This window comes from Paraburkholderia sp. JPY465 (assembly GCF_050436725.1).
In the GTDB taxonomy this organism is placed as follows: domain Bacteria; phylum Pseudomonadota; class Gammaproteobacteria; order Burkholderiales; family Burkholderiaceae; genus Paraburkholderia; species Paraburkholderia youngii.
Map to the genome: position 1 here is coordinate 254,417 of NZ_JBNDMT010000001.1, position 26,540 is coordinate 280,956.

At 61.8% G+C, this 26,540-nt stretch carries 24 protein-coding genes and 5 pseudogenes; 15 read left to right on the forward strand and 14 right to left on the reverse strand.

Features of this window, described 5'->3' with window-relative positions; translation table 11 throughout:
* Positions 1–233: 233 nt before the first annotated feature.
* Positions 234–1,070: a type III effector protein gene (locus QFZ94_RS01250; RefSeq protein WP_429455362.1), complete on the forward strand. Its 837-nt coding sequence runs from the start codon at positions 234–236 to the stop codon at positions 1,068–1,070.
* A gap of 75 nt (positions 1,071–1,145) precedes the next feature.
* On the opposite strand, the pseudogene QFZ94_RS01255 reads toward QFZ94_RS01250, so the two are convergent.
* Positions 1,146–1,259: pseudogene (locus QFZ94_RS01255) on the reverse strand (IS6 family transposase); the annotation flags it as partial.
* 253 nt (positions 1,260–1,512) lie between these two features.
* Between QFZ94_RS01255 and QFZ94_RS01260 the strand changes: the two are divergent.
* The 8 genes and pseudogenes from QFZ94_RS01260 to QFZ94_RS01295 form a co-directional block, all read left to right on the forward strand.
* Positions 1,513–1,620: pseudogene (locus tag QFZ94_RS01260) on the forward strand (IS6 family transposase); the annotation flags it as partial.
* Between the two features lie 77 nt (positions 1,621–1,697).
* Complete coding sequence (locus tag QFZ94_RS01265) at positions 1,698–2,360, forward strand: transposase (RefSeq protein ID WP_429455363.1); 663 nt, start codon at positions 1,698–1,700, stop codon at positions 2,358–2,360.
* A gap of 36 nt (positions 2,361–2,396) precedes the next feature.
* The gene (locus QFZ94_RS01270) at positions 2,397–2,693 is read left to right on the forward strand and encodes a hypothetical protein (RefSeq protein WP_429455364.1); all 297 of its coding nucleotides are present in this window, start codon (positions 2,397–2,399) and stop codon (positions 2,691–2,693) included.
* Between the two features lie 44 nt (positions 2,694–2,737).
* Positions 2,738–2,875 (forward strand): hypothetical protein, encoded by a 138-nt coding sequence (locus tag QFZ94_RS01275; protein WP_429455365.1) that lies wholly within the window; start codon positions 2,738–2,740, stop codon positions 2,873–2,875.
* Positions 2,876–3,005: 130 nt separating this feature from the next.
* Positions 3,006–3,539 carry a DUF6431 domain-containing protein gene (locus tag QFZ94_RS01280; protein ID WP_429455158.1) on the forward strand — a complete coding sequence of 178 codons (534 nt, stop codon included), beginning with the start codon at positions 3,006–3,008 and terminating at the stop codon, positions 3,537–3,539.
* Positions 3,540–3,767: 228 nt separating this feature from the next.
* Entirely contained in the window at positions 3,768–5,261 is a 1,494-nt protein-coding gene (locus QFZ94_RS01285; RefSeq protein ID WP_429455144.1) for a hypothetical protein, read from the forward strand.
* A 27-nt stretch (positions 5,262–5,288) separates the two neighbouring features.
* Entirely contained in the window at positions 5,289–6,371 is a 1,083-nt protein-coding gene (locus tag QFZ94_RS01290) for a hypothetical protein (protein WP_429455366.1), read from the forward strand.
* 128 nt (positions 6,372–6,499) lie between these two features.
* The gene (locus tag QFZ94_RS01295; protein WP_429455367.1) at positions 6,500–6,679 is read left to right on the forward strand and encodes a hypothetical protein; all 180 of its coding nucleotides are present in this window, start codon (positions 6,500–6,502) and stop codon (positions 6,677–6,679) included.
* 45 nt (positions 6,680–6,724) lie between these two features.
* On the opposite strand, the gene QFZ94_RS01300 is transcribed toward QFZ94_RS01295, so the two are convergent.
* Positions 6,725–7,561, reverse strand: coding sequence for a hypothetical protein (locus tag QFZ94_RS01300; protein ID WP_429455368.1), 837 nt, complete (start codon positions 7,559–7,561; stop codon positions 6,725–6,727).
* An 82-nt stretch (positions 7,562–7,643) separates the two neighbouring features.
* Between QFZ94_RS01300 and QFZ94_RS01305 the strand changes: the two are divergent.
* The 5 genes and pseudogenes from QFZ94_RS01305 to QFZ94_RS01325 form a co-directional block, all read left to right on the forward strand.
* Positions 7,644–7,817 (forward strand): annotated as a pseudogene (locus QFZ94_RS01305) (IS4 family transposase); the annotation flags it as partial.
* Positions 7,818–7,923: 106 nt separating this feature from the next.
* Positions 7,924–8,190: a YlcI/YnfO family protein gene (locus QFZ94_RS01310; RefSeq protein WP_152855018.1), complete on the forward strand. Its 267-nt coding sequence runs from the start codon at positions 7,924–7,926 to the stop codon at positions 8,188–8,190.
* Positions 8,187–8,537, forward strand: a complete 351-nt coding sequence (locus QFZ94_RS01315; protein ID WP_321576955.1) for a type II toxin-antitoxin system RelE/ParE family toxin — start codon at positions 8,187–8,189, stop codon at positions 8,535–8,537. Before QFZ94_RS01310 ends, QFZ94_RS01315 begins: the two co-directional genes overlap by 4 nt.
* A 289-nt stretch (positions 8,538–8,826) precedes the next feature.
* Complete coding sequence (locus tag QFZ94_RS01320; RefSeq protein WP_429455356.1) at positions 8,827–10,320, forward strand: hypothetical protein; 1,494 nt, start codon at positions 8,827–8,829, stop codon at positions 10,318–10,320.
* 67 nt (positions 10,321–10,387) lie between these two features.
* Complete coding sequence (locus QFZ94_RS01325) at positions 10,388–11,263, forward strand: IS256 family transposase (protein WP_429455434.1); 876 nt, start codon at positions 10,388–10,390, stop codon at positions 11,261–11,263.
* A gap of 142 nt (positions 11,264–11,405) precedes the next feature.
* Here the strand turns inward: QFZ94_RS01325 and QFZ94_RS01330 are convergent, their stop codons facing one another.
* The 8 genes and pseudogenes from QFZ94_RS01330 to QFZ94_RS01365 form a co-directional block, all read right to left on the reverse strand.
* On the reverse strand, positions 11,406–13,700 hold the full coding sequence (locus tag QFZ94_RS01330) for a Ulp1 family isopeptidase (protein ID WP_429455369.1): 2,295 nt from the start codon (positions 13,698–13,700) through the stop codon (positions 11,406–11,408).
* 393 nt (positions 13,701–14,093) lie between these two features.
* Positions 14,094–15,587 (reverse strand): hypothetical protein, encoded by a 1,494-nt coding sequence (locus QFZ94_RS01335; protein WP_429455144.1) that lies wholly within the window; start codon positions 15,585–15,587, stop codon positions 14,094–14,096.
* Positions 15,588–16,033: 446 nt separating this feature from the next.
* Positions 16,034–16,435 (reverse strand): annotated as a pseudogene (locus tag QFZ94_RS01340) (secretion protein); the annotation flags it as partial.
* Between the two features lie 164 nt (positions 16,436–16,599).
* Positions 16,600–17,463: a hypothetical protein gene (locus QFZ94_RS01345; protein ID WP_429455123.1), complete on the reverse strand. Its 864-nt coding sequence runs from the start codon at positions 17,461–17,463 to the stop codon at positions 16,600–16,602.
* Positions 17,460–17,723, reverse strand: coding sequence for a type III secretion system export apparatus subunit SctS (gene sctS, locus QFZ94_RS01350; RefSeq protein WP_429455125.1), 264 nt, complete (start codon positions 17,721–17,723; stop codon positions 17,460–17,462). Before sctS ends, QFZ94_RS01345 begins: the two co-directional genes overlap by 4 nt.
* A 37-nt stretch (positions 17,724–17,760) precedes the next feature.
* On the reverse strand, positions 17,761–18,411 hold the full coding sequence (gene sctR / locus QFZ94_RS01355) for a type III secretion system export apparatus subunit SctR (protein WP_429455127.1): 651 nt from the start codon (positions 18,409–18,411) through the stop codon (positions 17,761–17,763).
* Between the two features lie 178 nt (positions 18,412–18,589).
* Entirely contained in the window at positions 18,590–20,083 is a 1,494-nt protein-coding gene (locus QFZ94_RS01360) for a hypothetical protein (RefSeq protein WP_429455356.1), read from the reverse strand.
* A gap of 88 nt (positions 20,084–20,171) precedes the next feature.
* Positions 20,172–20,618 (reverse strand): annotated as a pseudogene (locus tag QFZ94_RS01365) (transposase); the annotation flags it as partial.
* 568 nt (positions 20,619–21,186) lie between these two features.
* On the opposite strand from QFZ94_RS01365, the gene QFZ94_RS01370 reads away from it, so the two are divergent.
* Entirely contained in the window at positions 21,187–22,680 is a 1,494-nt protein-coding gene (locus QFZ94_RS01370; protein WP_429455144.1) for a hypothetical protein, read from the forward strand.
* 887 nt (positions 22,681–23,567) lie between these two features.
* Here QFZ94_RS01370 and QFZ94_RS01375 read toward each other — a convergent pair.
* The 4 genes from QFZ94_RS01375 to QFZ94_RS01390 form a co-directional block, all read right to left on the reverse strand.
* Positions 23,568–23,891, reverse strand: coding sequence for a hypothetical protein (locus QFZ94_RS01375; protein WP_429455370.1), 324 nt, complete (start codon positions 23,889–23,891; stop codon positions 23,568–23,570).
* 123 nt (positions 23,892–24,014) lie between these two features.
* Positions 24,015–24,752 (reverse strand): IS6 family transposase, encoded by a 738-nt coding sequence (locus tag QFZ94_RS01380; protein WP_429455371.1) that lies wholly within the window; start codon positions 24,750–24,752, stop codon positions 24,015–24,017.
* A gap of 194 nt (positions 24,753–24,946) precedes the next feature.
* A complete protein-coding gene (locus QFZ94_RS01385) occupies positions 24,947–25,057 on the reverse strand; it encodes a DUF2442 domain-containing protein (RefSeq protein ID WP_429455435.1) in 111 nt (36 codons plus the stop codon).
* Positions 25,058–25,152: 95 nt separating this feature from the next.
* Complete coding sequence (locus QFZ94_RS01390; protein WP_429455372.1) at positions 25,153–26,418, reverse strand: IS256 family transposase; 1,266 nt, start codon at positions 26,416–26,418, stop codon at positions 25,153–25,155.
* Positions 26,419–26,540 lie beyond the last annotated feature (122 nt).

Sequence of the window (26,540 nt, forward strand, 5' to 3'; positions counted from 1 at the left end):
AGTAGTAACTGATCACCTCGCTAACCTGACAATGCCCTGCAATGCGCAGGGCCTGATCGATACGCGACGGATTACGGAGTGTGAAGGACGACTGCCTTCGTATTGCGATTCGCGGGTTCGTCCTCAAGCATTCCGAACGCCGTGCCCCGGCCATATGATCGTCATGGCCCACTCAAGGGAAAGCCGGTGTCGCTTGCTACGCGCGAGCGTCCAGTTGCAAATCGAGGAAGAAAATGAAGATCGAGGGCCACACCAATACGTATGTCGACGCGTCTGCCACCGAGGCGGCCGGCGACGCGCCTCCGGCCGTCAAGGTGCGGAGGACAAGTTCCGCCGGTGTGCTGCAGGAACTCGGTGAACTCAATGCCGCTCGATTGCGGGAACACCAAGAGCAGGCCGCGCATCGGCGTCGAGCGAGTTTTGCCGAAACAATGGCTGCACCCGAAGGCGCTGCACCCGCTTTACACGAATTGATCGGTCGAGGACGGGCCGGCGCGCTTGACGCCCTGTTCGGCAGCCTTCAACCGCCGTTCAACCTTGCCACCGATGGCATCAAGCAATGGGAGCGGGAAGGGGGGGTACCGACAGGTGCCCCGCTGCAGCACTCCAGGCGCCTCATCGTGCCGGACGGCCAAGGCAACGTCCCGAGCCTGACGAGCCTGGATGTCAAGGGGACAATCGACATCGACGCCCTTAAGCGAGGCGAGAAGAAGTACATGTGGGCCGTCAGCGCGCTGGGCCGCCTGTTCATCGGCGAATGCGAGCCGGCCGGCAAAGACCCCGAGACCCAGAGGGAGCGATACCGGGGGCATCCCCTGCTTGTCGGTGGCGGCACCGCGAGGATCTGCGGCGAATTGGAGTTCAACTCGGCCACCGACAAGTTTGTGGTATCGAATCAGTCGGGCCGGTACTCTCGCTACGAAGATCGCACCGAAGCGGGTCTCAACGAGGTGGCCGGGATGTTTGCCCAGGCAGGTCTCGACGTCGAGACCGAGCGGGTGTCAAAATACATGACGGCCAGGAAGCGAGCAGCTCTGGTTTTGCCGAGTCTGGATCCGAGCCGATGTTGAGAACGCCTAGTCCGTTGAACGGCTCTGTCACGTTAGAGAGGAGAGAAGGCAATGCTGGCAGGGGCGATCAGTTGCTCAAAAAGCGATAGACGGAGTTTGGGTGAGTTCGGTGAAGCGATGCCACGCAGCAAATCGCAAGGCGAGTTGTTGGCGATAGCGTGAAGCCCGTAGCCGATGTCGCTTGAGGGCTGTCTGGGGCCAGTAGATGGGCGTTGTAGCGCAGCCAGCGGGCCAGGTTGTTGCAAGCCCCGCAGCACGGTTGGTCGACAGTGAACGTGCGGCGGATGCGTCACCCTCTGCCGGTGGAACGTATTCCGCTGGCGTTATCGAACCCGAACCACGGATCGGCGTTGACATAGGACTCCTCCAAAATTTCATATTTTGAACCGCGCCGCGCCGATCCACACGACCATGAGCGAACCTATCGAGCAATTTACGAATCGTTCGCCACATAGCGCAGAAACTGTTGCCGGTCCTGGAGAAGGCGTTTCGACGGTGCAAACGGACAGTCGGCAGGAGCTGGAGGATGGACGAGACCTACATTCGAATGGGCTTTGTCCGGATGGGGTATTGCAAAGATGCTGCGGGTTGTGTAAAGGCGCAACATCATGAAGCCAGCATTGAATAATGCCATATAAAGCCAGACTAAAGACGGGTGAAGCGCGCAAGCGCAAGAAGCCGGGGTACCGGGTGACGAACGCGCGGGCGTATAACCAGAGCCTGAGAAAGCGCGGCATGATCAGCCTGTATGTGCCGGGCGGCGATCTGAAGGCGCAGCTTATCAACGCAAAGATCCGTACGCCGGGCGTGTCGGGGCGTGAGCCGACCTATACCACGACGTACATCGAGCTGATCTTTACCTTCTACCGGCTGTTCGGCTGGGGGATGCGGCAGATCACCGGCTATATGGAGGACTACCGGGAGACTCGCGGGCTGGACATCCCGGTGCCCAGCGCCAGTCAGCTGGGCGAACGGTTCGCTTCACTGGAGGTGAGCGTCACGCTGCGTTGCGAACAGCTGGCCCGGCGTCTCGCGCGCGGCGGGACGATCAGTCTCATCGTCGACAGCACGGGATTGAGCTTTGGGCGGGCGAGCCAGTGGTATGAGGAAAAGTACGCCCAGAAGGCCGCGCGCACGCCGTGGCGCAAGATGCATCTGTCGATCGACGCTGACATGAACGTACACGCGATCCGCATCACCACTACAGAAGTATCGGACAGCGAACGAATGGACGCCGTGCTGCCCGCTGACGTGCCGATGGATCGGGTGATTGCCGATGGCGCGTACTAGAGCATCGAGCGTACCGAAGCGCTTTCAGGCGCGGGCGTGACGCCCGTCATCCCACCGCCAGCTCACGCTGTCGTACACGGCGAGGAGCGAACCCGCCGGCATGACCAGATCGTCAGATACGTCGAGGACAAAGGCATCTATGCATTTCACAAGAAATACGGCTACGGTGTGCGCTCGCTGGTCGAGGCGCAGATCTCGCGCATCAAGCGCTGCATCGGCGAGCGCCTGCTGACGCAGGAGCTTGCGTCGCAGGAAGGCGAAGGCATCATCATCGCCAACCTGCTGAACCGGTGGAACGCCTTCGGCAAACGGGTTTGCGTCAAAAATGCATAGTCGCGTCCATGGCACGGGAACTCGTACCCATCCGGACAAAGCCCATGCGCAGCGAGAAGACCGACGACGGCAAGTTGCGCCGCATTGCCCAGACCTGTCGAACGCTGGAGCAGGCCCACCTCTTCAACGACGGTGTTACGTCGCGAACAATTCGAGGTGTAGCAGATGAGTTTGTCGCGTGATCGGCGAGGCGGAGTTTCAGAACACCACCGCGCGTAGCGCGAGACACAGCGGATGTGAGGATGGCCAGTGTTGCTCTGATATCGTGCGATGTTTTCCGGACGCCGCACGAACATCAAGAACAAACTGGCCATGCACCGAATTGTATTTGCGTTCCTCACGCTCGAACAGCATCTTCGCGCTGTCGTTACCACACCTCAGTCATACCGCCCCGATCATTGTCCGCATTGCGGCTTCAGTTGCCTCTGGGGGCACGGCTGTTACGCGCGCAAGGCCGATCGTCACGCCGATGGCGACCTCAATCCTGTTGCGGTGCCGCGTTTCCAATGTTCGTCGTGTCGACGCACGTGCTCACGCCTGCCATTGTGCATCTGCCCACGCCGCTGGTATGGCTGGGCGCTGCAGCAGCAGGTGCTGCAGTTGTTGATCGCGGGCGCTTCGCTGCGTCGTACCGCCACGATCCTGGTGCTCGGCTATCACACCGTGCGGCGCTGGTGGCGATGGTTGTCAACGGTCTCCGGTGACTTCTCTTTCCACCTGCGCAGCCGGTTCGCAACGCTCGGACGCAGCGTCGGCTTCGCCGCTTTCTGGCTCGCCTGTCTTCAGTTGATGCCACTGTGCGAAGCGATGGCCTGGCTCGATCACGACGGCGTCGCTGTCCCATGATCGGGGGAATCCCGTTCGCTGCGCGACGACGAAGTCTGCGCTGCAACGGGTACCCCACACACTTTGCTCACTGCCCGAGCTCGCGCATTGGCGGTTTCATATGGGTTCCTTCATTTTTACGGGGAACACCTATGAACGAAGTGGCGAGGTTCAAAGCTGCGTTACACATTGGGAGGCACCTTGAGTGCCAGGCGATAATGGTGCCCCCATTTTTCCTCTGCGGCATCCATGACTCAAAACACCCGATCTGGCGTCGGCAGACTGAGCGACGACAAACGCAAAGCGATTGCACTTCAGGCCCTCACGCGCACCGAACCCATCAGTGTGCTGGCTGAGCGTAACGGCGTGAGCCGCCCGACGGTCTACCGACAGATCGGCACGGCCAGTGTAGCGCTGGATGAAGCCTTTGATACCACGCGGGCAGCCGACGCAGATCAGGTGCTTTTCATGCTGCCGGTCACCCGCCAATGGCTCGATCAGGTCATCGTGGCGCTCACGATGGTGGGCCACGTTTCGTTTCGCAGTACCCTTGAACTCATGCACGACCTGCTCGGCGTCTCGACCAGCCTGGGCACGATTCACACCGTTCTTCAGCGGGCCGCAAAGCAGGCCATCGCCATCAACGCCGGTATCGATCTCTCACCCATCCGGGTCGGTCTGCACGACGAACTCTTTCAGGGTTCCCAACCCGTGCTCGCCGGTATCGATGTCGCCTCGACCTATTGCTATCTGCTCGCCCCCGAAGCCCATCGCGACGGCGACACCTGGGCCATCCATCTGCTGGATCTGCAGGCACAGGGCCTCGATCCTGAGCACACGATCGCCGATGCGGGAACCGGTCTGCGTGCCGGGCAAAAAATGGCCTGGCCCGATACGCCGTGTCACGGCGACGTATTCCACATCATCCAGCAGGGTAAATCACTAGCGACGCTCTGGCATCGTGTCGCCAGTGGCGCTCGCACCGGGCGCGAGCAGCTCGAAGCGCGTCTGGCCAATCCCCGTCGACGTGGTGAGGATAGCCTCCTCGAAGCCGCGCTGGAAACGCTTCGGCGCAATGAAGCCCATGCGCACGAGCTGGCTGCCGACCTGCGCACCCTGGTTCAGTGGCTCGAACGTGACATCCTGTCACTGGCTGGGCCGGACCTCGCGACGCGTCAACGGCTGTTCGATTTCGTGGTTGCCGAACTGCAGCAACGTGAAGCACGGGACCTGTCACGTACAGGGGCATACCGGCGTGCCCTTCAGAACCAGCGCGACGGCCTGCTCGCTTTCGCGGGCCTGCTCGACACAAAACTCGACGCCATTGCACGAACGCACAACGTGGCGCGCCATCTCGTGCGCGAGGTCTGCATGCTGCATCGCAAGTCCGAAACGTCGAGTGCGTTCTGGCAAGGGTGGAATCGCCTGCTAGCCCGCATCGGCCGCCCGTTTCACGGCGTCTACGCCGCCGTATCCGGGGCGCTGCATAGCACACCACGCAGCAGCTCGCTGGTCGAAAATCTCAACTCGCGACTGCGCGTCTACCTGACCAACCGGCGTCATCTGAAGGGCGGGCGGGCCTGGCTTGGTCTGCTGCAGTTTGTCTTCAACCATCGCCGCTTTGCCCGCAGCCGATGCCCTGAGCGAACTGGAAAGAGCCCGAGGGAACTGATGAGCCGCAAGCCTCACGATCACTGGCTGACGCTGCTCGGATTCGGCCCACTCCAGCCTCAGCGAACCTGATATCGGCAGGTCGTCGCCGGCCTCCATTTGAACCGCACTCCTTATTATTCCTGCTTTCTTACGCAGGCTGATTCCGCTCGTCTGTGTAACGCAAAAATCGCGCTTTTTGAACCTCGCCTGCTCGCCCCCGAAGCCCATCGCGACGGCGACACCTGGGCCATCCATCTGCTGGATCTGCAGGCACAGGGCCTCGATCCTGAGCACACGATCGCCGATGCGGGAACCGGTCTGCGTGCCGGGCAAAAAATGGCCTGGCCCGATACGCCGTGTCACGGCGACGTATTCCACATCATCCAGCAGGGTAAATCACTAGCGACGCTCTGGCATCGTGTCGCCAGTGGCGCTCGCACCGGGCGCGAGCAGCTCGACGCGCGTCTGGCCAATCCCCGTCGACGTGGTGAGGATAGCCTCCTCGAAGCCGCGCTGGAAACGCTTCGGCGCAATGAAGCCCATGCGCACGAGCTGGCTGCCGACCTGCGCACCCTGGTTCAGTGGCTCGAACGTGACATCCTGTCACTGGCTGGGCCGGACCTCGCGACGCGTCAACGGCTGTTCGATTTCGTGGTTGCCGAACTGCAGCAACGTGAAGCACGGGACCTGTCACGTACAGGGGCATACCGGCGTGCCCTTCAGAACCAGCGCGACGGCCTGCTCGCTTTCGCGGGCCTGCTCGACACAAAACTCGACGCCATTGCACGAACGCACAACGTGGCGCGCCATCTCGTGCGCGAGGTCTGCATGCTGCATCGCAAGTCCGAAACGTCGAGTGCGTTCTGGCAAGGGTGGAATCGCCTGCTAGCCCGCATCGGCCGCCCGTTTCACGGCGTCTACGCCGCCGTATCCGGGGCGCTGCATAGCACACCACGCAGCAGCTCGCTGGTCGAAAATCTCAACTCGCGACTGCGCGTCTACCTGACCAACCGGCGTCATCTGAAGGGCGGGCGGGCCTGGCTTGGTCTGCTGCAGTTTGTCTTCAACCATCGCCGCTTTGCCCGCAGCCGATGCCCTGAGCGAACTGGAAAGAGCCCGAGGGAACTGATGAGCCGCAAGCCTCACGATCACTGGCTGACGCTGCTCGGATTCGGCCCACTCCAGCCTCAGCGAACCTGATATCGGCAGGTCGTCGCCGGCCTCCATTTGAACCGCACTCCTTATTATTCCTGCTTTCTTACGCAGGCTGCTTCCGCTCGTCTGTGTAACGCAAAAATCGCGCTTTTTGAACCACGCCGGCTCCCACCATGTATTCCGGCGCGCAGCTGCGCACCTTGCAGCGCCGCGTGAAGGCATGGCGATCGAACCGTGCCAGAGAACTGGTGACGCGGATACTCGGCGATGCCGACGCGATGACGGCTGGCGCCGCTACGCAGCGCCAGCCGTCATCGCAAAACAACCAGAGACTGACAATTACCCGGGAGTAACATCATCCCGTGAGGCAACACGCCGGCCACGCTGCTTGACGCTCTCTAGGCTTCATTGCGCCGAAGCGTTTCCAGCGCGGCTTCGAGGAGGCTATCCTCACCACGTCGACGGGGATTGGCCAGACGCGCTTCGAGCTGCTCGCGCCCGGTGCGAGCGCCACTGGCGACACGATGCCAGAGCGTCGCTAGTGATTTACCGTGCTGGATGATGTGGAATACGTCGCCGTGACACGGCGTATCGGGCCAGGCCATTTTTTGCCCGGCACGCAGACCGGTTCCCGCATCGGCGATCGTATGCTCAGGATCGAGGCCCTGTGCCTGCAGGTCCAGCAGATGGATGGCCCAGGTGTCGCCGTCGCGATGGGCTTCGGGGGCGAGCAGATAGCAATAGGTCGAGGCGACATCGATACCGGCGAGCACGGGTTGGGAACCCTGAAAGAGTTCGTCGTGCAGACCGACCCGGATGGGTGAGAGATCGATACCGGCGTTGATGGCGATGGCCTGCTTTGCGGCCCGCTGAAGAACGGTGTGAATCGTGCCCAGGCTGGTCGAGACGCCGAGCAGGTCGTGCATGAGTTCAAGGGTACTGCGAAACGAAACGTGGCCCGCCATCGTGAGCGCCACGATGACCTGATCGAGCCATTGGCGGGTGACCGGCAGCATGAAAAGCACCTGATCTGCGTCGGCTGCCCGCGTGGTATCAAAGGCTTCATCCAGCGCTACACTGGCCGTGCCGATCTGTCGGTAGACCGTCGGGCGGCTCACGCCGTTACGCTCAGCCAGCACACTGATGGGTTCGGTGCGCGTGAGGGCCTGAAGTGCAATCGCTTTGCGTTTGTCGTCGCTCAGTCTGCCGACGCCAGATCGGGTGTTTTGAGTCATGGATGCCGCAGAGGAAAAATGGGGGCACCATTATCGCCTGGCACTCAAGGTGCCTCCCAATGTGTAACGCAGCTTTGAACCTCGCCCACCAACGCTCAACCAGACGATACGGATGATCGCGTCACTGGGCGGTTTCCTCGGGCGTAGAAGCGACGGTGAACCGGGGGCGAAGACGCTGTGGATAGGCATGCAGCGGGTCATGGATGCGGTGATCACCATCCAGATCTTGCGCGACGGTTATGACACTTCTGTATAAGGGAATGGGGTTAACCCGCACTCAATGGGCTCAGGCGACACGGATGCCCGTCGCACACCGGCGCGTGCTATCATGCGTATTACATTTGCGATGCACGGAGAATCTCATGAAAACCGCCACCATGCCGCCCCTGCGGGTCGATCCTGAACTGCGTCAGGCCGCGGAGGCCGTACTGCTCGAAAACGAGTCGCTGTCGGCGTTCATGGAAGCCGCCCTGCGCGAGAGCGTCGCGCGCCGGCGCCTGCAGTGCGAGTTCATCGCGCGCGGGCTCGAAGCGCGCACACGGGCGCACGCAGAGAACGACTGGATCGATGCGGACGACGTCCATGCCGAGCTGCAGGGCATGCTTGATGCCGCGAGGCGCGCGCAGTGAGCTTTCGCGTGCGCTATGCCGCGTCGGCGCGCGACGACCTGAAGCGGCTGTACGGCTTTCTGGTCAGGCGCGATGTTGCGGCCGCTGAACGCGCCCTCGAGGCGATCCGCCGGGCAGTCGAGGTGCTGCGTGATTTTCCGTTCACGTGCCGCAAGGTGGACGACGCGAATCCGTTCCTGCGCGAGCTAGTCATCTCGTTTGGCAATTCCGGTTATGTCGCGCTGTTCGAGATCGAGGGTGAGCAGGAGGGCGCGGCGGTACAGGACGAGGCGGACGAGCAGGATGAACCTGTGCGGTACGTCAGCATTCTCGCGGTGCGACACCAGCGCGAAGATGACTGGCTCTGAGCCCGGTCGTGGCTATCCAGCCCCAGCAGCCGGCCCGGCGCAGCGTGGCGAACAGTCCGGGCAACTCCGGCGTCAGGAAGTGAGCGGCCCGCACCGAGCAGTCAAAAAAGGGGAGGGGGGAACATGGCGCTGTACGAGATTGCAGGGTACGGGCTGAAACCGGTTGTGCAGAAGACGTTCACCGACCTGGGCATGCTCGAACGGGCGAGGTTCAAAGCTGCGTTACACATTGGGAGGCACCTTGAGTGCCAGGCGATAATGGTGCCCCCATTTTTCCTCTGCGGCATCCATGACTCAAAACACCCGATCTGGCGTCGGCAGACTGAGCGACGACAAACGCAAAGCGATTGCACTTCAGGCCCTCACGCGCACCGAACCCATCAGTGTGCTGGCTGAGCGTAACGGCGTGAGCCGCCCGACGGTCTACCGACAGATCGGCACGGCCAGTGTAGCGCTGGATGAAGCCTTTGATACCACGCGGGCAGCCGACGCAGATCAGGTGCTTTTCATGCTGCCGGTCACCCGCCAATGGCTCGATCAGGTCATCGTGGCGCTCACGATGGTGGGCCACGTTTCGTTTCGCAGTACCCTTGAACTCATGCACGACCTGCTCGGCGTCTCGACCAGCCTGGGCACGATTCACACCGTTCTTCAGCGGGCCGCAAAGCAGGCCATCGCCATCAACGCCGGTATCGATCTCTCACCCATCCGGGTCGGTCTGCACGACGAACTCTTTCAGGGTTCCCAACCCGTGCTCGCCGGTATCGATGTCGCCTCGACCTATTGCTATCTGCTCGCCCCCGAAGCCCATCGCGACGGCGACACCTGGGCCATCCATCTGCTGGATCTGCAGGCACAGGGCCTCGATCCTGAGCACACGATCGCCGATGCGGGAACCGGTCTGCGTGCCGGGCAAAAAATGGCCTGGCCCGATACGCCGTGTCACGGCGACGTATTCCACATCATCCAGCACGGTAAATCACTAGCGACGCTCTGGCATCGTGTCGCCAGTGGCGCTCGCACCGGGCGCGAGCAGCTCGAAGCGCGTCTGGCCAATCCCCGTCGACGTGGTGAGGATAGCCTCCTCGAAGCCGCGCTGGAAACGCTTCGGCGCAATGAAGCCCATGCGCACGAGCTGGCTGCCGACCTGCGCACCCTGGTTCAGTGGCTCGAACGTGACATCCTGTCACTGGCTGGGCCGGACCTCGCGACGCGTCAACGGCTGTTCGATTTCGTGGTTGCCGAACTGCAGCAACGTGAAGCACGGGACCTGTCACGTACAGGGGCATACCGGCGTGCCCTTCAGAACCAGCGCGACGGCCTGCTCGCTTTCGCGGGCCTGCTCGACACAAAACTCGACGCCATTGCACGAACGCACAACGTGGCGCGCCATCTCGTGCGCGAGGTCTGCATGCTGCATCGCAAGTCCGAAACGTCGAGTGCGTTCTGGCAAGGGTGGAATCGCCTGCTAGCCCGCATCGGCCGCCCGTTTCACGGCGTCTACGCCGCCGTATCCGGGGCGCTGCATAGCACACCACGCAGCAGCTCGCTGGTCGAAAATCTCAACTCGCGACTGCGCGTCTACCTGACCAACCGGCGTCATCTGAAGGGCGGGCGGGCCTGGCTTGGTCTGCTGCAGTTTGTCTTCAACCATCGCCGCTTTGCCCGCAGCCGATGCCCTGAGCGAACTGGAAAGAGCCCGAGGGAACTGATGAGCCGCAAGCCTCACGATCACTGGCTGACGCTGCTCGGATTCGGCCCACTCCAGCCTCAGCGAACCTGATATCGGCAGGTCGTCGCCGGCCTCCATTTGAACCGCACTCCTTATTATTCCTGCTTTCTTACGCAGGCTGCTTCCGCTCGTCTGTGTAACGCAAAAATCGCGCTTTTTGAACCACGCCCTGAAGGCCCAATGGGCCGATGAGCATGAGCAGTGGAATCGGCGTGAGCTGTCGTCGGCGCGCTGGGTCTACTGGTGGGCCGACGGCATTCACACCGGTGTGCGCAGCGACGATTCCGACGGCCAGTGCCTGCTGGTGATCGTTGGCGTCAAACCGGACGGGACGAAGGAACGTGTGGCCATCGGTGACGGCTACCGGGAATCGAAGGCATCGTGGAGCGAACTGCTGCTCGATCTGAAGAAGCGCGGCCTGCCGTCGGGGCCACTGCTGGCCTGCGGCGATGGCGCGATGGGATTCTGGGCCGCGATGGAGGAAGTGTTCCCGCAGACGAAGCATCAGCGCTGCTGGTTTCACAAGATGGGTAACGTGCTCAATGCGCTGCCGAAATCGCAGCAGGCTCGAGGCAAGAAGGCGATGCAGGACATCTGGATGGCGGCCACGCGCGCTGATGCACTGGCCGCATTCAATCACTTCGTCGACGCGTACTCGGCAAAGTACCCGAAGGTCGCCGAAAAGCTGACGGAAGATCGTGACGAGCTGCTCGCGTTTTACGATTTCCCGGCTGAACACTGGCAGCATCTGCGCACCACGAACCCGATTGAATCGACCTTTGCGACGGTGCGCCATCGCACGAAACGCACGCGCAACTGTGTATCGCGCGCGACGTTCCTCGGGCTGGCGTTCAAGCTGATCGAGTCGGCCGAAGAATCGTGGCGGCGCATCCGCGCCCCGGAAAAGCTCACTTCGATGCTTGACGGGATGACGTTCAAGGATGGAGAACCGGTGACCGACAGCACACCGGCTCAGCAATCGCTAGCCGCCTGATTACGCCGAGACCGCATACACCAGATTTGACTTTAACTCCTGGCTTCATGATGTTGCGCTTTTACACAACCCGTAGCATCTTTGCAATACCCCCATCCGGACAAAGCCCCGCTTACCTATTTTCACCAGAACCACAAAACCCTCAGCCGAGGTTCAAGGTCTGGGTGAGCCAGACCTCGTTTCCGTGCAAGGTGGCCATATAGCGCTGATCGTGAATAAGCATGTATGTCTGGGGCACGTAAGGGCTTGGCATCAACCCGTGGTTCTCCATTATATTCATGACCAAGGGCGAGGCGCGCTGATTGCCGTGTTGCCAGTTGCCGCCAACGTGATAGCTGAGATCCGGGTAAGCGCCAGGTGCCGGCAGGTCGCTGCCGCCAGGCACCTGTCGCGGCTGCGCGATTTCAGCCCTGAATCGCTCGGCCTGCGTCAATACATTGATGACATGTTGCCGGTCCGGCTCGATAGTGCTCAGATCCATGCCCGGGTGCCGGAATACCTCCTCACTGATGACCCTGCGCGCCAGCGTCTCCATTCCGTACAGCACATGGTCGCCACAGGTATTGTTGTCCGGCTGCAGCGCGGTGGGCATGCCCATGGGTGTCCCGACTCCCAGGGCCGTAGCCACCCGCGCTGCCTGCTGGAATTGGGGTGTATTGGTGGCGCGATGGGCGTGCTGCGGTGGCACCGCCGAATCGTAGTGGAAGGCCTGCCTTGTCCCCCGGTTCACCACGAGCAGTGACCAGTGGAGGTCGCCCACGTTCACGGGCAGGAACAGAATCTGCGGGCCAGCAATACGCTCCCGAACCGCCTCTTGCTGCCGCGGAGTCCCCTCGGTCAGCAGACGGACCTGCTGCGGGTCGATAAAGCCGAGCAGGTGCGCATTGTGTTGTCCGTGCAGTTCCTGGGCAAGCACCTGGCTATAATGGTAGAAGTCGATGTCGTGCAACCAGGAGTCTTCCTCCGCCAGTCTCTGGGCGACGCCGCTGATGGGAGCCTGGGGAGACGGATAGTTATCCACCTCGACAATTTCCGGATCTGCTACGTGCGAGGGTCCGACGACCGACTGCGGGGTATCCGGATCGAACTCGCGGTTGCCGTAAGCCACCCCGTAGACGAGCGACGAAAGACCGGCATAGGTGGAACTGGACTCCTGGGGGCGGTTGTACGCCTCCTCCACCCCTGCTCCCCAGCCAGACGGTTGCGCGGGTCCGACGACCGACTGCGGGGTATTCGGATCGAACTCGCGGTTGCCATAAGGTCCCGCGTAGCGGAGCGACGAAAGACCGGCATAGGTGGAACCGGACTCCTGGGGGCGGTTGTACGCCTCCCACACTCCGGCTCCCCGGCCTGGCGTCTGCGGCTGCTCCCAAGGAAGACCCGTAAAAAAGTCGGATTCGGGAGTGCCGAAACCTCCATGGCCATACGGCTGGTTTGTTGAGGGCGGGCCTCCTTCGTCCCAATCGGGCCACGAACGCGATGACGCATTCGAGAAGGGGGGCGGGCTTCCTGCACGCTGAACGGATTTCTCCTGCTGTCCGAGACCCATGCGCACTAGTGCATCAATTGCCTGTTTGGAACGCTGCGTCGACTTGACTCCCTCCCAGCGGCACCGCTCGAGATCCTTGCGCAACCTATCAATTTCGTCGGGCCCCAAGCGCCCGTAAATTGGCGGCAGGTTGTTCTTTTTTAGCCATCTACTGAACGCCTCAATGGCACCTTTGTAAATGTAAGTCGTTCGCTCCGCATAGTCCAGGCGCGCGTGGTCCGCAAAGGTGCTCGCAAGTGCCGCATCTTCTTCGTATAACTCTGACGATTTCATCGCATTCCGCAGTGACTCTGACGATTTCATCGCATTCCGCAGTGACTCTGACGATTTCATCGCATTCCGCAGTGCGCGGATTCCTCTCTCCAGCCTCTCCCCCTTCAAGCGCGCGTCAGCAAGGTACCTACCCATGTCGTTATCCAACGCGGCTATGCGCCCACTGATTGGCGGCAAGTCATTGCATCTCAGCCACGCGCTAAACTTGCGAACGGCAGATGTACAACGAGACACGTGCGAATTTGCAATGAAGTCAATAATAGCCTGATCTTCATGGTGTGGAGCATCGGCTCGAAATTGACGCGCTCGTACCAAGGCGCCATGTACCAATCCTCTCGGGTCGATACGCAGGGCTACCTCGTCAAGTTGGGGGGCGTCAAGTCGGCCCGAGAAACCGGGGCATGCGTGACTCAATCTTGCCAGCGCGTCAGCATACACCGCAATAACCCCAACATTCGTTTTCTCTCGGCCCTTCATAAAGGCAATAAAGTTTGCAACGAATTCCTCGTCTTCCTGATTGTAAATAACTGTTTTTTTTGCATAAGAGATGCGGTAGACGACCGGTTCGGCTGTCCTGCTTCCCCCCTCAAGCTGCAAGTCATTCAAGCCCTGCATCACTCCCGCCAGCTGCGCGGATCCGTGCGCTGGCGACCCTGACCGAGAGTTGACGGGGGGCGACTCCTGTCGTACCTGCTGTTCGCGAAGCTCCGCAGAGTCCCGCGTGAACGGTTTGATGTTCCATGGATTCCACCACTTGCCGCCCACTTTATCTTCCTCCTGATCAACTGAACCCGATGCACAGCTTATCGGCCCGCGCTACCCGACCTGCGCGTTACGCGAAGTTAGGTGCGTTTTCACGTAAGCCGGCAGAAACTATGGTTCTGATACTCGGCGTGGTTCAAAAAGCGCGATTTTTGCGTTACACAGACGAGCGGAAGCAGCCTGCGTAAGAAAGCAGGAATAGTAAGGAATGCGGTTCAAATGGAGGCCGGCGACGACCTGCCGATATCAGGTTCGCTGAGGCTGGAGTGGGCCGAATCCGAGCAGCGTCAGCCAGTGATCGTGAGGCTTGCGGCTCATCAGTTCCCTCGGGCTCTTTCCAGTTCGCTCAGGGCATCGGCTGCGGGCAAAGCGGCGATGGTTGAAGACAAACTGCAGCAGACCAAGCCAGGCCCGCCCGCCCTTCAGATGACGCCGGTTGGTCAGGTAGACGCGCAGTCGCGAGTTGAGATTTTCGACCAGCGAGCTGCTGCGTGGTGTGCTATGCAGCGCCCCGGATACGGCGGCGTAGACGCCGTGAAACGGGCGGCCGATGCGGGCTAGCAGGCGATTCCACCCTTGCCAGAACGCACTCGACGTTTCGGACTTGCGATGCAGCATGCAGACCTCGCGCACGAGATGGCGCGCCACGTTGTGCGTTCGTGCAATGGCGTCGAGTTTTGTGTCGAGCAGGCCCGCGAAAGCGAGCAGGCCGTCGCGCTGGTTCTGAAGGGCACGCCGGTATGCCCCTGTACGTGACAGGTCCCGTGCTTCACGTTGCTGCAGTTCGGCAACCACGAAATCGAACAGCCGTTGACGCGTCGCGAGGTCCGGCCCAGCCAGTGACAGGATGTCACGTTCGAGCCACTGAACCAGGGTGCGCAGGTCGGCAGCCAGCTCGTGCGCATGGGCTTCATTGCGCCGAAGCGTTTCCAGCGCGGCTTCGAGGAGGCTATCCTCACCACGTCGACGGGGATTGGCCAGACGCGCTTCGAGCTGCTCGCGCCCGGTGCGAGCGCCACTGGCGACACGATGCCAGAGCGTCGCTAGTGATTTACCCTGCTGGATGATGTGGAATACGTCGCCGTGACACGGCGTATCGGGCCAGGCCATTTTTTGCCCGGCACGCAGACCGGTTCCCGCATCGGCGATCGTGTGCTCAGGATCGAGGCCCTGTGCCTGCAGATCCAGCAGATGGATGGCCCAGGTGTCGCCGTCGCGATGGGCTTCGGGGGCGAGCAGATAGCAATAGGTCGAGGCGACATCGATACCGGCGAGCACGGGTTGGGAACCCTGAAAGAGTTCGTCGTGCAGACCGACCCGGATGGGTGAGAGATCGATACCGGCGTTGATGGCGATGGCCTGCTTTGCGGCCCGCTGAAGAACGGTGTGAATCGTGCCCAGGCTGGTCGAGACGCCGAGCAGGTCGTGCATGAGTTCAAGGGTACTGCGAAACGAAACGTGGCCCACCATCGTGAGCGCCACGATGACCTGATCGAGCCATTGGCGGGTGACCGGCAGCATGAAAAGCACCTGATCTGCGTCGGCTGCCCGCGTGGTATCAAAGGCTTCATCCAGCGCTACACTGGCCGTGCCGATCTGTCGGTAGACCGTCGGGCGGCTCACGCCGTTACGCTCAGCCAGCACACTGATGGGTTCGGTGCGCGTGAGGGCCTGAAGTGCAATCGCTTTGCGTTTGTCGTCGCTCAGTCTGCCGACGCCAGATCGGGTGTTTTGAGTCATGGATGCCGCAGAGGAAAAATGGGGGCACCATTATCGCCTGACACTCAAGGTGCCTCCCAATGTGTAACGCAGCTTTGAACCTCGCCCTGCTTCCGCTCGTCTGTGTAACGCAAAAATCGCGCTTTTTGAACCACGCCCGAAATCCGCTTCAGTATCTTCCGTACCTGCGCGTCTTCGTCGGCGGTTGCGACCATGCCGCTTAGCGTCACCGTCGAACCACGTACCTGCACATGCAGTTCCTTCGTGTGCGCGGCGGCCAGTTCGAGGTTCAGGCGTTGTGCGAGATCGTCGGCATCACGTGGCAACGCGGGACCGCTGACGGCCGTCGTCAGCATCACAGCACCTATTACGAACACAGCGCCGAGCATCGCGCACGCGCAAACAATGCCCGTGGTTCTGCGGCGGCGCAAGGGCTTGGGTGCGCACCGCGTTTCCTCCGGCTTCACGAGCAGCGTGGAAAGCAACTCGAGATCGCTCGGCCACGGCGCGTCGACCGGCCCGATGCAAATAACCGTTTCGCCGAACTGCATCGGCGTGAAGTCAAGCAGTAGGACAGTGCCCGGCTCGTTGTCACTTTGCCATGGATGGATGCCCCCCTGAGAGGCGTCGTCGCCTTGGCTCTTGTTACTACGTTTCTTGCTACCATCCTTCGCGGCCGCACGACCCTCGGCCACACGCCGGGCGCTTACCACACCGCCTGACTCGACGACGAGCGACACGTCGTCGCCGCGCCAGTCGGTGATGCAGATGTCGGCGGCGTCGTTCGCGGCGATCCGGTGCGCGCCGACGCTCAGACGCAGTTCCGCGCCGGCGTGCACGCCGGTCAGGATACGTAGCAGCTTCGTCATGGAGAATCCATTGAAGAATGATGCGGCGCGCAGCGCGCACGCCTTCGATACTCGCCTCACTCTAGCCCCCGGGGGGTGACGGTCCGGCACACAATGCGAAGTCTGTGCGGGGAAAGCGAAATTGCGAGGAAAGCGTGACAGAAACCAGACAAACACGCGAAGCGTTAGCCACGTTCGGCAGCCATAAGCGCGGCGCCGCGCTGCACGATGCGCACGTTCAGTGCGCGCCCGCGCATGGACGGTGTCGAGGGCCGGCCGTAGGCAAGCAGCAACAGGGGCATCAGCAGATTCAAACGCCCGGCGCGGCTGATTTCCGCCGACGCGTCGGCTTCCAGGGACGCGTTATGAGTCGCTATGCCTCGCGCTCCGGAGACATCGGTCAGGAGCTGCCGCCATGCGCGGATGCTGGCATCGCCGGGCGCACCTGTTTGCAACTGGACGGTCAGCAGATCGATGAAACGCTCGTGCAGCAGCGCATCGAGCCGCGCGTGCGGCCGCGCGGCGGCCTCGTCGCGCAATACAAGCAGCGCGCCAAGCCAAAGGCGTGGCAGCTTATCGGCGAGAGTCGTGCATGGCGTTTGTGCAGCGACGAATTCCTGTAGCGCGCCAGGCCCGGGGCGTGAGATTGTCGTTTGTCCTACGCGCATCGGGGGCTGCGCGCCGTCATCGCCGTGGCGTCCGTCACGCGGCTGTCCACCGCCGCGGCCACCGTCCCCGTCGCGCGTGACACGACCGGTGTTGCCGAAATCTGGCGCATGCTCGCTCGGCTGGTTGCAGGCAGTGTTAGAGGACTGCCTCGCGCCTGCGCGGCGCACGGCATTGCGCCTCCTGGCGCTGAGCGCCGCGAGCTTGCGGGCGAGCAGCGAACCGCGTATGTCCGTATGTTGCGTGCGGGCATAGCTGAACATGATCGCGCCGCGATACAGCACCGCGACGCGCGCGACGTCGGTCTGCGACCAACGTTCGCGACACGCGTCCGCCTGCATGGCCGGCGAAACAATGGTGGGGGGGCGGCTGACGCGCGTCATTGCCGCATCGCCGTGTGCATGATCTCGTTCGCGAATTGCAGCAGCGCAGCTGCCGAAAACGGCGCGGCGATCACAATTGCGACGGTCACCGAAATCAGCTTTACGCCGTGCGAGAGCGTCTGATCCTGCATCGACGTGATTGCCTGCAGGAACGACACGCCCAGCCCCACGAGCGCAGCCACGATCACAATCGGCAGCGAGATACACAGGCAGAGCAGCAAGCCCTGGGTTGTGAAGCGAAGGAGCGTATCAGTATCCATTGACGACTTCTCCGATTTTTTCGTGCGGAAGGCCGCCCTAGCGATACGTCATCACAAGGCCGTGAATGAGGGTGGACCAGCCGTCCATCACGACGAACAGCAGCAGTTTGAACGGAATGGCCACGTTGGTCGGAGTCACCTGGTTCAATCCCATCGCCATCAGCACATTGGCGATAATCAAATCGATGACAATAAAGGCGATATAGAGGAGGAAGCCGATCTTGAAGGCATCGGTCAGCTCGGTCAGCGCGAAGGCGGGCGCAAGCACGACAAAGTCGTTCTCTTGCAGACTGGACGCGGCGTCTTTCGGCCATATCGCATTCGCTGAGCGGATGAAAAAGCGTTTTTCACGTTCGTTCGTGTGCTTCTGCAAAAACGCGCGGACCGGTTCGCGCGCGGCGCTGAAGAGTTGGATGAGAGCCTGGGTGGACTGGTCGGCAATCGGCTGCCCCTGCATCGACTGCATGGCCTGCATGCCAACCGGCGCCATGACGTAGAACGACACCAAGATAGCTATACCATTCAGGACCATGTTGGGCGGTACCTGCTGCACGCCGAGCGCGTTGCGCAGCAGGCCGAGCACGACCACCAATTTGGCGTACGAGGTGACGACCATCGCAACGAAAGGGACAAGGCTGATCGCAACAATGACGATCAGCAGTCCCGTGATGTCACTGAACTGGACCATCGCCGTGCGCCATGCGCAGGATGCGGATGCCGAGATGATCGCCTACAGTAACGAGCTCGCGGCGTGGTTCAAAAAGCGCGATTTTTGCGTTACACAGACGAGCGGAAGCAGCCTGCGTAAGAAAGCAGGAATAATAAGGAGTGCGGTTCAAATGGAGGCCGGCGACGACCTGCCGATATCAGGTTCGCTGAGGCTGGAGTGGGCCGAATCCGAGCAGCGTCAGCCAGTGATCGTGAGGCTTGCGGCTCATCAGTTCCCTCGGGCTCTTTCCAGTTCGCTCAGGGCATCGGCTGCGGGCAAAGCGGCGATGGTTGAAGACAAACTGCAGCAGACCAAGCCAGGCCCGCCCGCCCTTCAGATGACGCCGGTTGGTCAGGTAGACGCGCAGTCGCGAGTTGAGATTTTCGACCAGCGAGCTGCTGCGTGGTGTGCTATGCAGCGCCCCGGATACGGCGGCGTAGACGCCGTGAAACGGGCGGCCGATGCGGGCTAGCAGGCGATTCCACCCTTGCCAGAACGCACTCGACGTTTCGGACTTGCGATGCAGCATGCAGACCTCGCGCACGAGATGGCGCGCCACGTTGTGCGTTCGTGCAATGGCGTCGAGTTTTGTGTCGAGCAGGCCCGCGAAAGCGAGCAGGCCGTCGCGCTGGTTCTGAAGGGCACGCCGGTATGCCCCTGTACGTGACAGGTCCCGTGCTTCACGTTGCTGCAGTTCGGCAACCACGAAATCGAACAGCCGTTGACGCGTCGCGAGGTCCGGCCCAGCCAGTGACAGGATGTCACGTTCGAGCCACTGAACCAGGGTGCGCAGGTCGGCAGCCAGCTCGTGCGCATGGGCTTCATTGCGCCGAAGCGTTTCCAGCGCGGCTTCGAGGAGGCTATCCTCACCACGTCGACGGGGATTGGCCAGACGCGCTTCGAGCTGCTCGCGCCCGGTGCGAGCGCCACTGGCGACACGATGCCAGAGCGTCGCTAGTGATTTACCGTGCTGGATGATGTGGAATACGTCGCCGTGACACGGCGTATCGGGCCAGGCCATTTTTTGCCCGGCACGCAGACCGGTTCCCGCATCGGCGATCGTGTGCTCAGGATCGAGGCCCTGTGCCTGCAGATCCAGCAGATGGATGGCCCAGGTGTCGCCGTCGCGATGGGCTTCGGGGGCGAGCAGATAGCAATAGGTCGAGGCGACATCGATACCGGCGAGCACGGGTTGGGAACCCTGAAAGAGTTCGTCGTGCAGACCGACCCGGATGGGTGAGAGATCGATACCGGCGTTGATGGCGATGGCCTGCTTTGCGGCCCGCTGAAGAACGGTGTGAATCGTGCCCAGGCTGGTCGAGACGCCGAGCAGGTCGTGCATGAGTTCAAGGGTACTGCGAAACGAAACGTGGCCCACCATCGTGAGCGCCACGATGACCTGATCGAGCCATTGGCGGGTGACCGGCAGCATGAAAAGCACCTGATCTGCGTCGGCTGCCCGCGTGGTATCAAAGGCTTCATCCAGCGCTACACTGGCCGTGCCGATCTGTCGGTAGACCGTCGGGCGGCTCACGCCGTTACGCTCAGCCAGCACACTGATGGGTTCGGTGCGCGTGAGGGCCTGAAGTGCAATCGCTTTGCGTTTGTCGTCGCTCAGTCTGCCGACGCCAGATCGGGTGTTTTGAGTCATGGATGCCGCAGAGGAAAAATGGGGGCACCATTATCGCCTGGCACTCAAGGTGCCTCCCAATGTGTAACGCAGCTTTGAACCTCGCCGCCTTCAGCCGGCTCACGACGTTCGGCGACATGCCGCTGACCTGGCCGCCCAGCATGATGCCCATGGCTTCGCTCATGTCGCCCGTCGAGATGCCTCGCAGGTACAGCCACGGCAGCGCTGCCGACACGCGCGCGGACTTGCGCACGTACGGCGGCACGATCGTCGAATTGAACCGGATGCCCGAGCCCGAACGATCCCGCACCTTCGGCACCTGAACCGTCACCGGACCGATCGCTGTGACGACCTCGCGCTCGGGCAGGTAGCCGTTGCGCACCACGGCACGCCGGCCGTCGATCGACTTCACGTTGCTGTACTGTTCGAGCATGGTCGCCAGTTCCACCTCGACTGCCTGCTGAATGATCTGCCGCGCGCCTTGCTGGATCAGCTCATCTAGCACGCTTTTCGTTTGCGCTTTACTGCTGTTCGCTTCTTGCGTAATCTTCTTCATGGTGGTCGGGTCCGGCCTTCTCGGGTTCGCTGGTTGTGCCTTTGACAAGCAACATTCTCGCTAGACCGCCACCGCCTTCTCAAATTCCCGCCGCTCCCGCTGTACACCAGATTCGACAATAGCTCTGAAGCCAGCTTGAATAATGCCATATAAAGCCAGACTAAAGACGGGTGAAGCGCGCAAGCGCAAGAAGCCGGGGTACCGGGTGACGAACGCGCGGGCGTATAACCAGAGCCTGAGAAAGCGCGGCATGATCAGCCTGTATGTGCCGGGCGGCGAGCTATTGTCGAATCTGGTGTACAGCGGGAGCGGGGGGAGTTTGAGAAGGCGGTGGCGGTCTAGCTGAGAATATTGGGCGTGGTTCAAAAAGCGCGATTTTTGCGTTACACAGACGAGCGGAATCAGCCTGCGTAAGAAAGCAGGAATAATAAGGAGTGCGGTTCAAATGGAGGCCGGCGACGACCTGCCGATATCAGGTTCGCGGCGAGGTTCAAAGCTGCGTTACACATTGGGAGGCACCTTGAGTGCCAGGCGATAATGGTGCCCCCATTTTTCCTCTGCGGCATCCATGACTCAAAACACCCGATCTGGCGTCGGCAGACTGAGCGACGACAAACGCAAAGCGATTGCACTTCAGGCCCTCACGCGCACCGAACCCATCAGTGTGCTGGCTGAGCGTAACGGCGTGAGCCGCCCGACGGTCTACCGACAGATCGGCACGGCCAGTGTAGCGCTGGATGAAGCCTTTGATACCACGCGGGCAGCCGACGCAGATCAGGTGCTTTTCATGCTGCCGGTCACCCGCCAATGGCTCGATCAGGTCATCGTGGCGCTCACGATGGTGGGCCACGTTTCGTTTCGCAGTACCCTTGAACTCATGCACGACCTGCTCGGCGTCTCGACCAGCCTGGGCACGATTCACACCGTTCTTCAGCGGGCCGCAAAGCAGGCCATCGCCATCAACGCCGGTATCGATCTCTCACCCATCCGGGTCGGTCTGCACGACGAACTCTTTCAGGGTTCCCAACCCGTGCTCGCCGGTATCGATGTCGCCTCGACCTATTGCTATCTGCTCGCCCCCGAAGCCCATCGCGACGGCGACACCTGGGCCATCCATCTGCTGGATCTGCAGGCACAGGGCCTCGATCCTGAGCACACGATCGCCGATGCGGGAACCGGTCTGCGTGCCGGGCAAAAAATGGCCTGGCCCGATACGCCGTGTCACGGCGACGTATTCCACATCATCCAGCAGGGTAAATCACTAGCGACGCTCTGGCATCGTGTCGCCAGTGGCGCTCGCACCGGGCGCGAGCAGCTCGAAGCGCGTCTGGCCAATCCCCGTCGACGTGGTGAGGATAGCCTCCTCGAAGCCGCGCTGGAAACGCTTCGGCGCAATGAAGCCCATGCGCACGAGCTGGCTGCCGACCTGCGCACCCTGGTTCAGTGGCTCGAACGTGACATCCTGTCACTGGCTGGGCCGGACCTCGCGACGCGTCAACGGCTGTTCGATTTCGTGGTTGCCGAACTGCAGCAACGTGAAGCACGGGACCTGTCACGTACAGGGGCATACCGGCGTGCCCTTCAGAACCAGCGCGACGGCCTGCTCGCTTTCGCGGGCCTGCTCGACACAAAACTCGACGCCATTGCACGAACGCACAACGTGGCGCGCCATCTCGTGCGCGAGGTCTGCATGCTGCATCGCAAGTCCGAAACGTCGAGTGCGTTCTGGCAAGGGTGGAATCGCCTGCTAGCCCGCATCGGCCGCCCGTTTCACGGCGTCTACGCCGCCGTATCCGGGGCGCTGCATAGCACACCACGCAGCAGCTCGCTGGTCGAAAATCTCAACTCGCGACTGCGCGTCTACCTGACCAACCGGCGTCATCTGAAGGGCGGGCGGGCCTGGCTTGGTCTGCTGCAGTTTGTCTTCAACCATCGCCGCTTTGCCCGCAGCCGATGCCCTGAGCGAACTGGAAAGAGCCCGAGGGAACTGATGAGCCGCAAGCCTCACGATCACTGGCTGACGCTGCTCGGATTCGGCCCACTCCAGCCTCAGCGAACCTGATATCGGCAGGTCGTCGCCGGCCTCCATTTGAACCGCACTCCTTATTATTCCTGCTTTCTTACGCAGGCTGATTCCGCTCGTCTGTGTAACGCAAAAATCGCGCTTTTTGAACCTCGCCCGTCCGCCCATGGATCGCCGGGTCGCCTCTGCGAGGCTGTCGCGGATGTCCTCGCGCACGTTGCCTCGGCCGGCCGGCATCAGGGCCCGGGTTTCGCGCACGCTCATGTCGGCGCGACGCAGTCGTTTCCGCTCGTCGCCCGTGATCTTGCGCCCCACGGCAGCGCGCGCCAGGAGGTAGCCCGCATGTGGCAGCTCCTCGGGCAGAAGTCGATCACGGGAACGGCGGGGCACCGTGCCGGCCAGCCCTTCCGGCGTCATGCGGGGCTCCGGCTCCTTGGCCGGCGCCGGCGCGTGCTCGGGGGCTTCGTCGATCGCCGCCAGCGGGGCCGGGGTGCCGAGCCCGGCTCCCGGCGCGCGCCCGCGCGGCGCGAGGCCCTTCGAGGCTAGGCTCGTGCGCGAGGGCAACGCCTGCAGGCGAGCGTCGGCTGGCCGGGGAGCGACCGGCGATGCCGCCGCCGCCGGCGTGTCAGTGCCCGGCGAGCTCGCGGCGCGCAAGTAGCGGGGCTGGATGCGGATCGACATCAGCGACAGCCGCGAGACGGAGCAGGGAACGGGGTCACGATGGCAGCTTCTTCGAACGCGATGAATCGATGAGGGTGACGATGGATTCAAGACAGGCGTCCCGTCGCGTGCGCGGCGGCGGCGTGTGGCCGTCGCGCACCACGTGGACAATGCTTGCACCGAAGCCTCTCACCGGCTGCGCGCATTCCGAAGCCGGGGCGACGAATGCGAAGCGTCGAAAGCAGCCGGCCGGTGGGCCGCTGCCGCTAGGCGCGGGGCAAGGGGTTGAAACGGGCAATCCATTGCCAATGCCGGAAAGTCGCCCTCTCAACTGGTTGCGGGTTTTCTGAAGTGCGTAAATTTGTCTGCATGCCGCATGGGGACTGACTTTTAAAGGTCCGCATGGTCAGATCGGTGAAAGTCCGGATTTGCGGATGTAACGGATGACCGGAAGTCAATACAGGCAAGCGATTCCCACGAATTTGAGTCTTGACGGTGCGCGCGATGAAGCAGCCAATCACCGGCACGTCGCCGAATACTTCGCGAAGTTTTCGGGCTGCTGCAGCGAAGTGGGCGCCACGCGTGAGCACGTCGTCGAAGAGAAAAATAGCCGCAGGACGCTCGTCCGGCTTGCCTTTCTCAGGGTCGAAGGCCAGATCGGGGCATTGTCAACTTGTCGGCAGTGGCACGGACTACTGCGAAGAGTCAATCGCTCAGGAGACAGTCGACGGATTTTGAGCGATGTCGGTGAATTCGCGCCACGCAGCGAATCGGGATGCGAGTTGTTTGCGATAGCGTGAAGCCCGTAGCAGGTGTCGCTTGAGCGCGAAGTGCTGCCGGATCAGGCCGAAGCTGGAGAGAAAAGCCTGCGTGCGCTTCGGGTCACGAAATCCGCGCATGCGCCGCTCACGTTCACGCGTAGGCTGATGACTGTTCTCTGCCCGGTTGTTCACCCGGGCCGCAGCCTTGACGAAGACGTGTTTGATGTTTGCCAGTTCGGGGATGTCGGCCTCGGCTGCCGGGTAGCTGCGAAGCTGATCGGTGACAATCCTTCGTGGCGCGTCGACACAGGCGGCCAGCACGCGGTTGAAGAAGCGCTTTGCTGCGGGCTTATCGCGATGTTTCTGCAGCAGGATGTCGAGTCCGGCGTGGTGCTGGTCGACTGCCCGCCAGAGCAGATAAGGCTCACCGCGCAACGTAACGAAGACTTCGTCCAGATTCCATGTGCGCCCAGGCTTGTGGCGAGCAGCTTTGACGCGATGTGCGAAGCCCGCGCCGAATTTGTCGCACCAGCGGCGGATCGTCTCGTAACGGACAACGACGCCGCGCTCGAACAGCAGTTCTTCAATATCACGCAGGCTAAGCTGGAACCGGAAATACCACCGAACCGCGAGACTAATGATTGCCGCCGGGAACCGGTGGCCGTGATAAAGCGATTTTCTTTTCTTCATCGTGACATCTTACGTGACTACCTCGCCAACGTGACAGTGCCCGCGCAGGAGCTTGCGTCGCAGGAAGGCGAAGGCACAATCATCGCCAACCTGCTGAACCGGTGGAACGCCTTCGGCAAACCGGTTTGCGTCAAAAATGCATAGTCGCGTCCATAGCACAGGAACTTGTACCCATCCGGACAAAGCCCATCGCATCACGCCGCGTCGGCGTGACGATGCGTCATGTCGCCACGGCCCGCGAGCAGACCGTCAACTGAGATGTCCTCGTCGATCTCGTCCCAATGCAGGCATTGGGCTCGCCAGATTCAGCGAGGGTTGCGCGTACAACTGGTTGCGGGTTTTCGAAGTGGATCGAGTTGAGGAGTTAAAGTCAAATCTGGTGTATGCGGTCTCGGCGTAATCAGGCGGCTAGCGATTGCTGAGCCGGTGTGCTGTCGGTCACCGGTTCTCCATCCTTGAACGTCATCCCGTCAAGCATCGAAGTGAGCTTTTCCGGGGCGCGGATGCGCCGCCACGATTCTTCGGCCGACTCGATCAGCTTGAACGCCAGCCCGAGGAACGTCGCGCGCGATACACAGTTGCGCGTGCGTTTCGTGCGATGGCGCACCGTCGCAAAGGTCGATTCAATCGGGTTCGTGGTGCGCAGATGCTGCCAGTGTTCAGCCGGGAAATCGTAAAACGCGAGCAGCTCGTCACGATCTTCCGTCAGCTTTTCGGCGACCTTCGGGTACTTTGCCGAGTACGCGTCGACGAAGTGATTGAATGCGGCCAGTGCATCAGCGCGCGTGGCCGCCATCCAGATGTCCTGCATCGCCTTCTTGCCTCGAGCCTGCTGCGATTTCGGCAGCGCATTGAGCACGTTACCCATCTTGTGAAACCAGCAGCGCTGATGCTTCGTCTGCGGGAACACTTCCTCCATCGCGGCCCAGAATCCCATCGCGCCATCGCCGCAGGCCAGCAGTGGCCCCGACGGCAGGCCGCGCTTCTTCAGATCGAGCAGCAGTTCGCTCCACGATGCCTTCGATTCCCGGTAGCCGTCACCGATGGCCACACGTTCCTTCGTCCCGTCCGGTTTGACGCCAATGATCACCAGCAGGCACTGGCCGTCGGAATCGTCGCTGCGCACACCGGTGTGAATGCCGTCGGCCCACCAGTAGACCCAGCGCGCCGACGACAGCTCACGCCGATTCCACTGCTCATGCTCATCGACCCATTGGGCCTTCAGCCGGCTCACGACGTTCGGCGACATGCCGCTGACCTGGCCGCCCAGCATGATGCCCATAGCTTCGCTCATGTCGCCCGTCGAGATGCCTCGCAGGTACAGCCACGGCAGCGCTGCCGACACGCGCGCGGACTTGCGCACGTACGGCGGCACGATCGTCGAATTGAACCGGATGCCCGAGCCCGAACGATCCCGCACCTTCGGCACCTGAACCGTCACCGGACCGATCGCTGTGACGACCTCGCGCTCGGGCAGGTAGCCGTTGCGCACCACGGCACGCCGGCCGTCGATCGACTTCACGTTGCTGTACTGTTCGAGCATGGTCGCCAGTTCCACCTCGACTGCCTGCTGAATGATCTGCCGCGCGCCTTGCTGGATCAGCTCATCTAGCACGCTTTTCGTTTGCGCTTTACTGCTGTTCGCTTCTTGCGTAATCTTCTTCATGGTGGTCGGGTCCGGTCTTCTCGGGTTCGCTGGTTGTGCCTTTGACAAGCAACATTCTCGCTAGACCGCCACCGCCTTCTCAAATTCCCGCCGCTCCCGCTGTACACCAGATTCGACAATAG

Bases quoted from the DNA above. Each gene is read 5' to 3' on its own strand.
- QFZ94_RS01345 (WP_429455123.1), bottom strand. From the start codon at position 17,463: ATGACGCGCGTCAGCCGCCCCCCCACCATTGTTTCGCCGGCCATGCAG.
- QFZ94_RS01370 (WP_429455144.1), top strand. From the start codon at position 21,187: ATGACTCAAAACACCCGATCTGGCGTCGGCAGACTGAGCGACGACAAA.
- QFZ94_RS01335 (WP_429455144.1), bottom strand. From the start codon at position 15,587: ATGACTCAAAACACCCGATCTGGCGTCGGCAGACTGAGCGACGACAAA.
- QFZ94_RS01360 (WP_429455356.1), bottom strand. From the start codon at position 20,083: ATGACTCAAAACACCCGATCTGGCGTCGGCAGACTGAGCGACGACAAA.
- QFZ94_RS01300 (WP_429455368.1), bottom strand. From the start codon at position 7,561: ATGACTCAAAACACCCGATCTGGCGTCGGCAGACTGAGCGACGACAAA.
- QFZ94_RS01250 (WP_429455362.1), top strand. From the start codon at position 234: ATGAAGATCGAGGGCCACACCAATACGTATGTCGACGCGTCTGCCACC.
- QFZ94_RS01390 (WP_429455372.1), bottom strand. From the start codon at position 26,418: ATGAAGAAGATTACGCAAGAAGCGAACAGCAGTAAAGCGCAAACGAAA.
- QFZ94_RS01280 (WP_429455158.1), top strand. From the start codon at position 3,006: ATGCACCGAATTGTATTTGCGTTCCTCACGCTCGAACAGCATCTTCGC.
- sctR (WP_429455127.1), bottom strand. From the start codon at position 18,411: ATGGTCCAGTTCAGTGACATCACGGGACTGCTGATCGTCATTGTTGCG.
- QFZ94_RS01295 (WP_429455367.1), top strand. From the start codon at position 6,500: ATGTATTCCGGCGCGCAGCTGCGCACCTTGCAGCGCCGCGTGAAGGCA.
- QFZ94_RS01265 (WP_429455363.1), top strand. From the start codon at position 1,698: ATGCCATATAAAGCCAGACTAAAGACGGGTGAAGCGCGCAAGCGCAAG.
- QFZ94_RS01330 (WP_429455369.1), bottom strand. From the start codon at position 13,700: ATGCAGGGCTTGAATGACTTGCAGCTTGAGGGGGGAAGCAGGACAGCC.
- QFZ94_RS01285 (WP_429455144.1), top strand. From the start codon at position 3,768: ATGACTCAAAACACCCGATCTGGCGTCGGCAGACTGAGCGACGACAAA.
- sctS (WP_429455125.1), bottom strand. From the start codon at position 17,723: ATGGATACTGATACGCTCCTTCGCTTCACAACCCAGGGCTTGCTGCTC.
- QFZ94_RS01275 (WP_429455365.1), top strand. From the start codon at position 2,738: ATGCGCAGCGAGAAGACCGACGACGGCAAGTTGCGCCGCATTGCCCAG.
- QFZ94_RS01310 (WP_152855018.1), top strand. From the start codon at position 7,924: ATGAAAACCGCCACCATGCCGCCCCTGCGGGTCGATCCTGAACTGCGT.
- QFZ94_RS01320 (WP_429455356.1), top strand. From the start codon at position 8,827: ATGACTCAAAACACCCGATCTGGCGTCGGCAGACTGAGCGACGACAAA.
- QFZ94_RS01380 (WP_429455371.1), bottom strand. From the start codon at position 24,752: ATGAAGAAAAGAAAATCGCTTTATCACGGCCACCGGTTCCCGGCGGCA.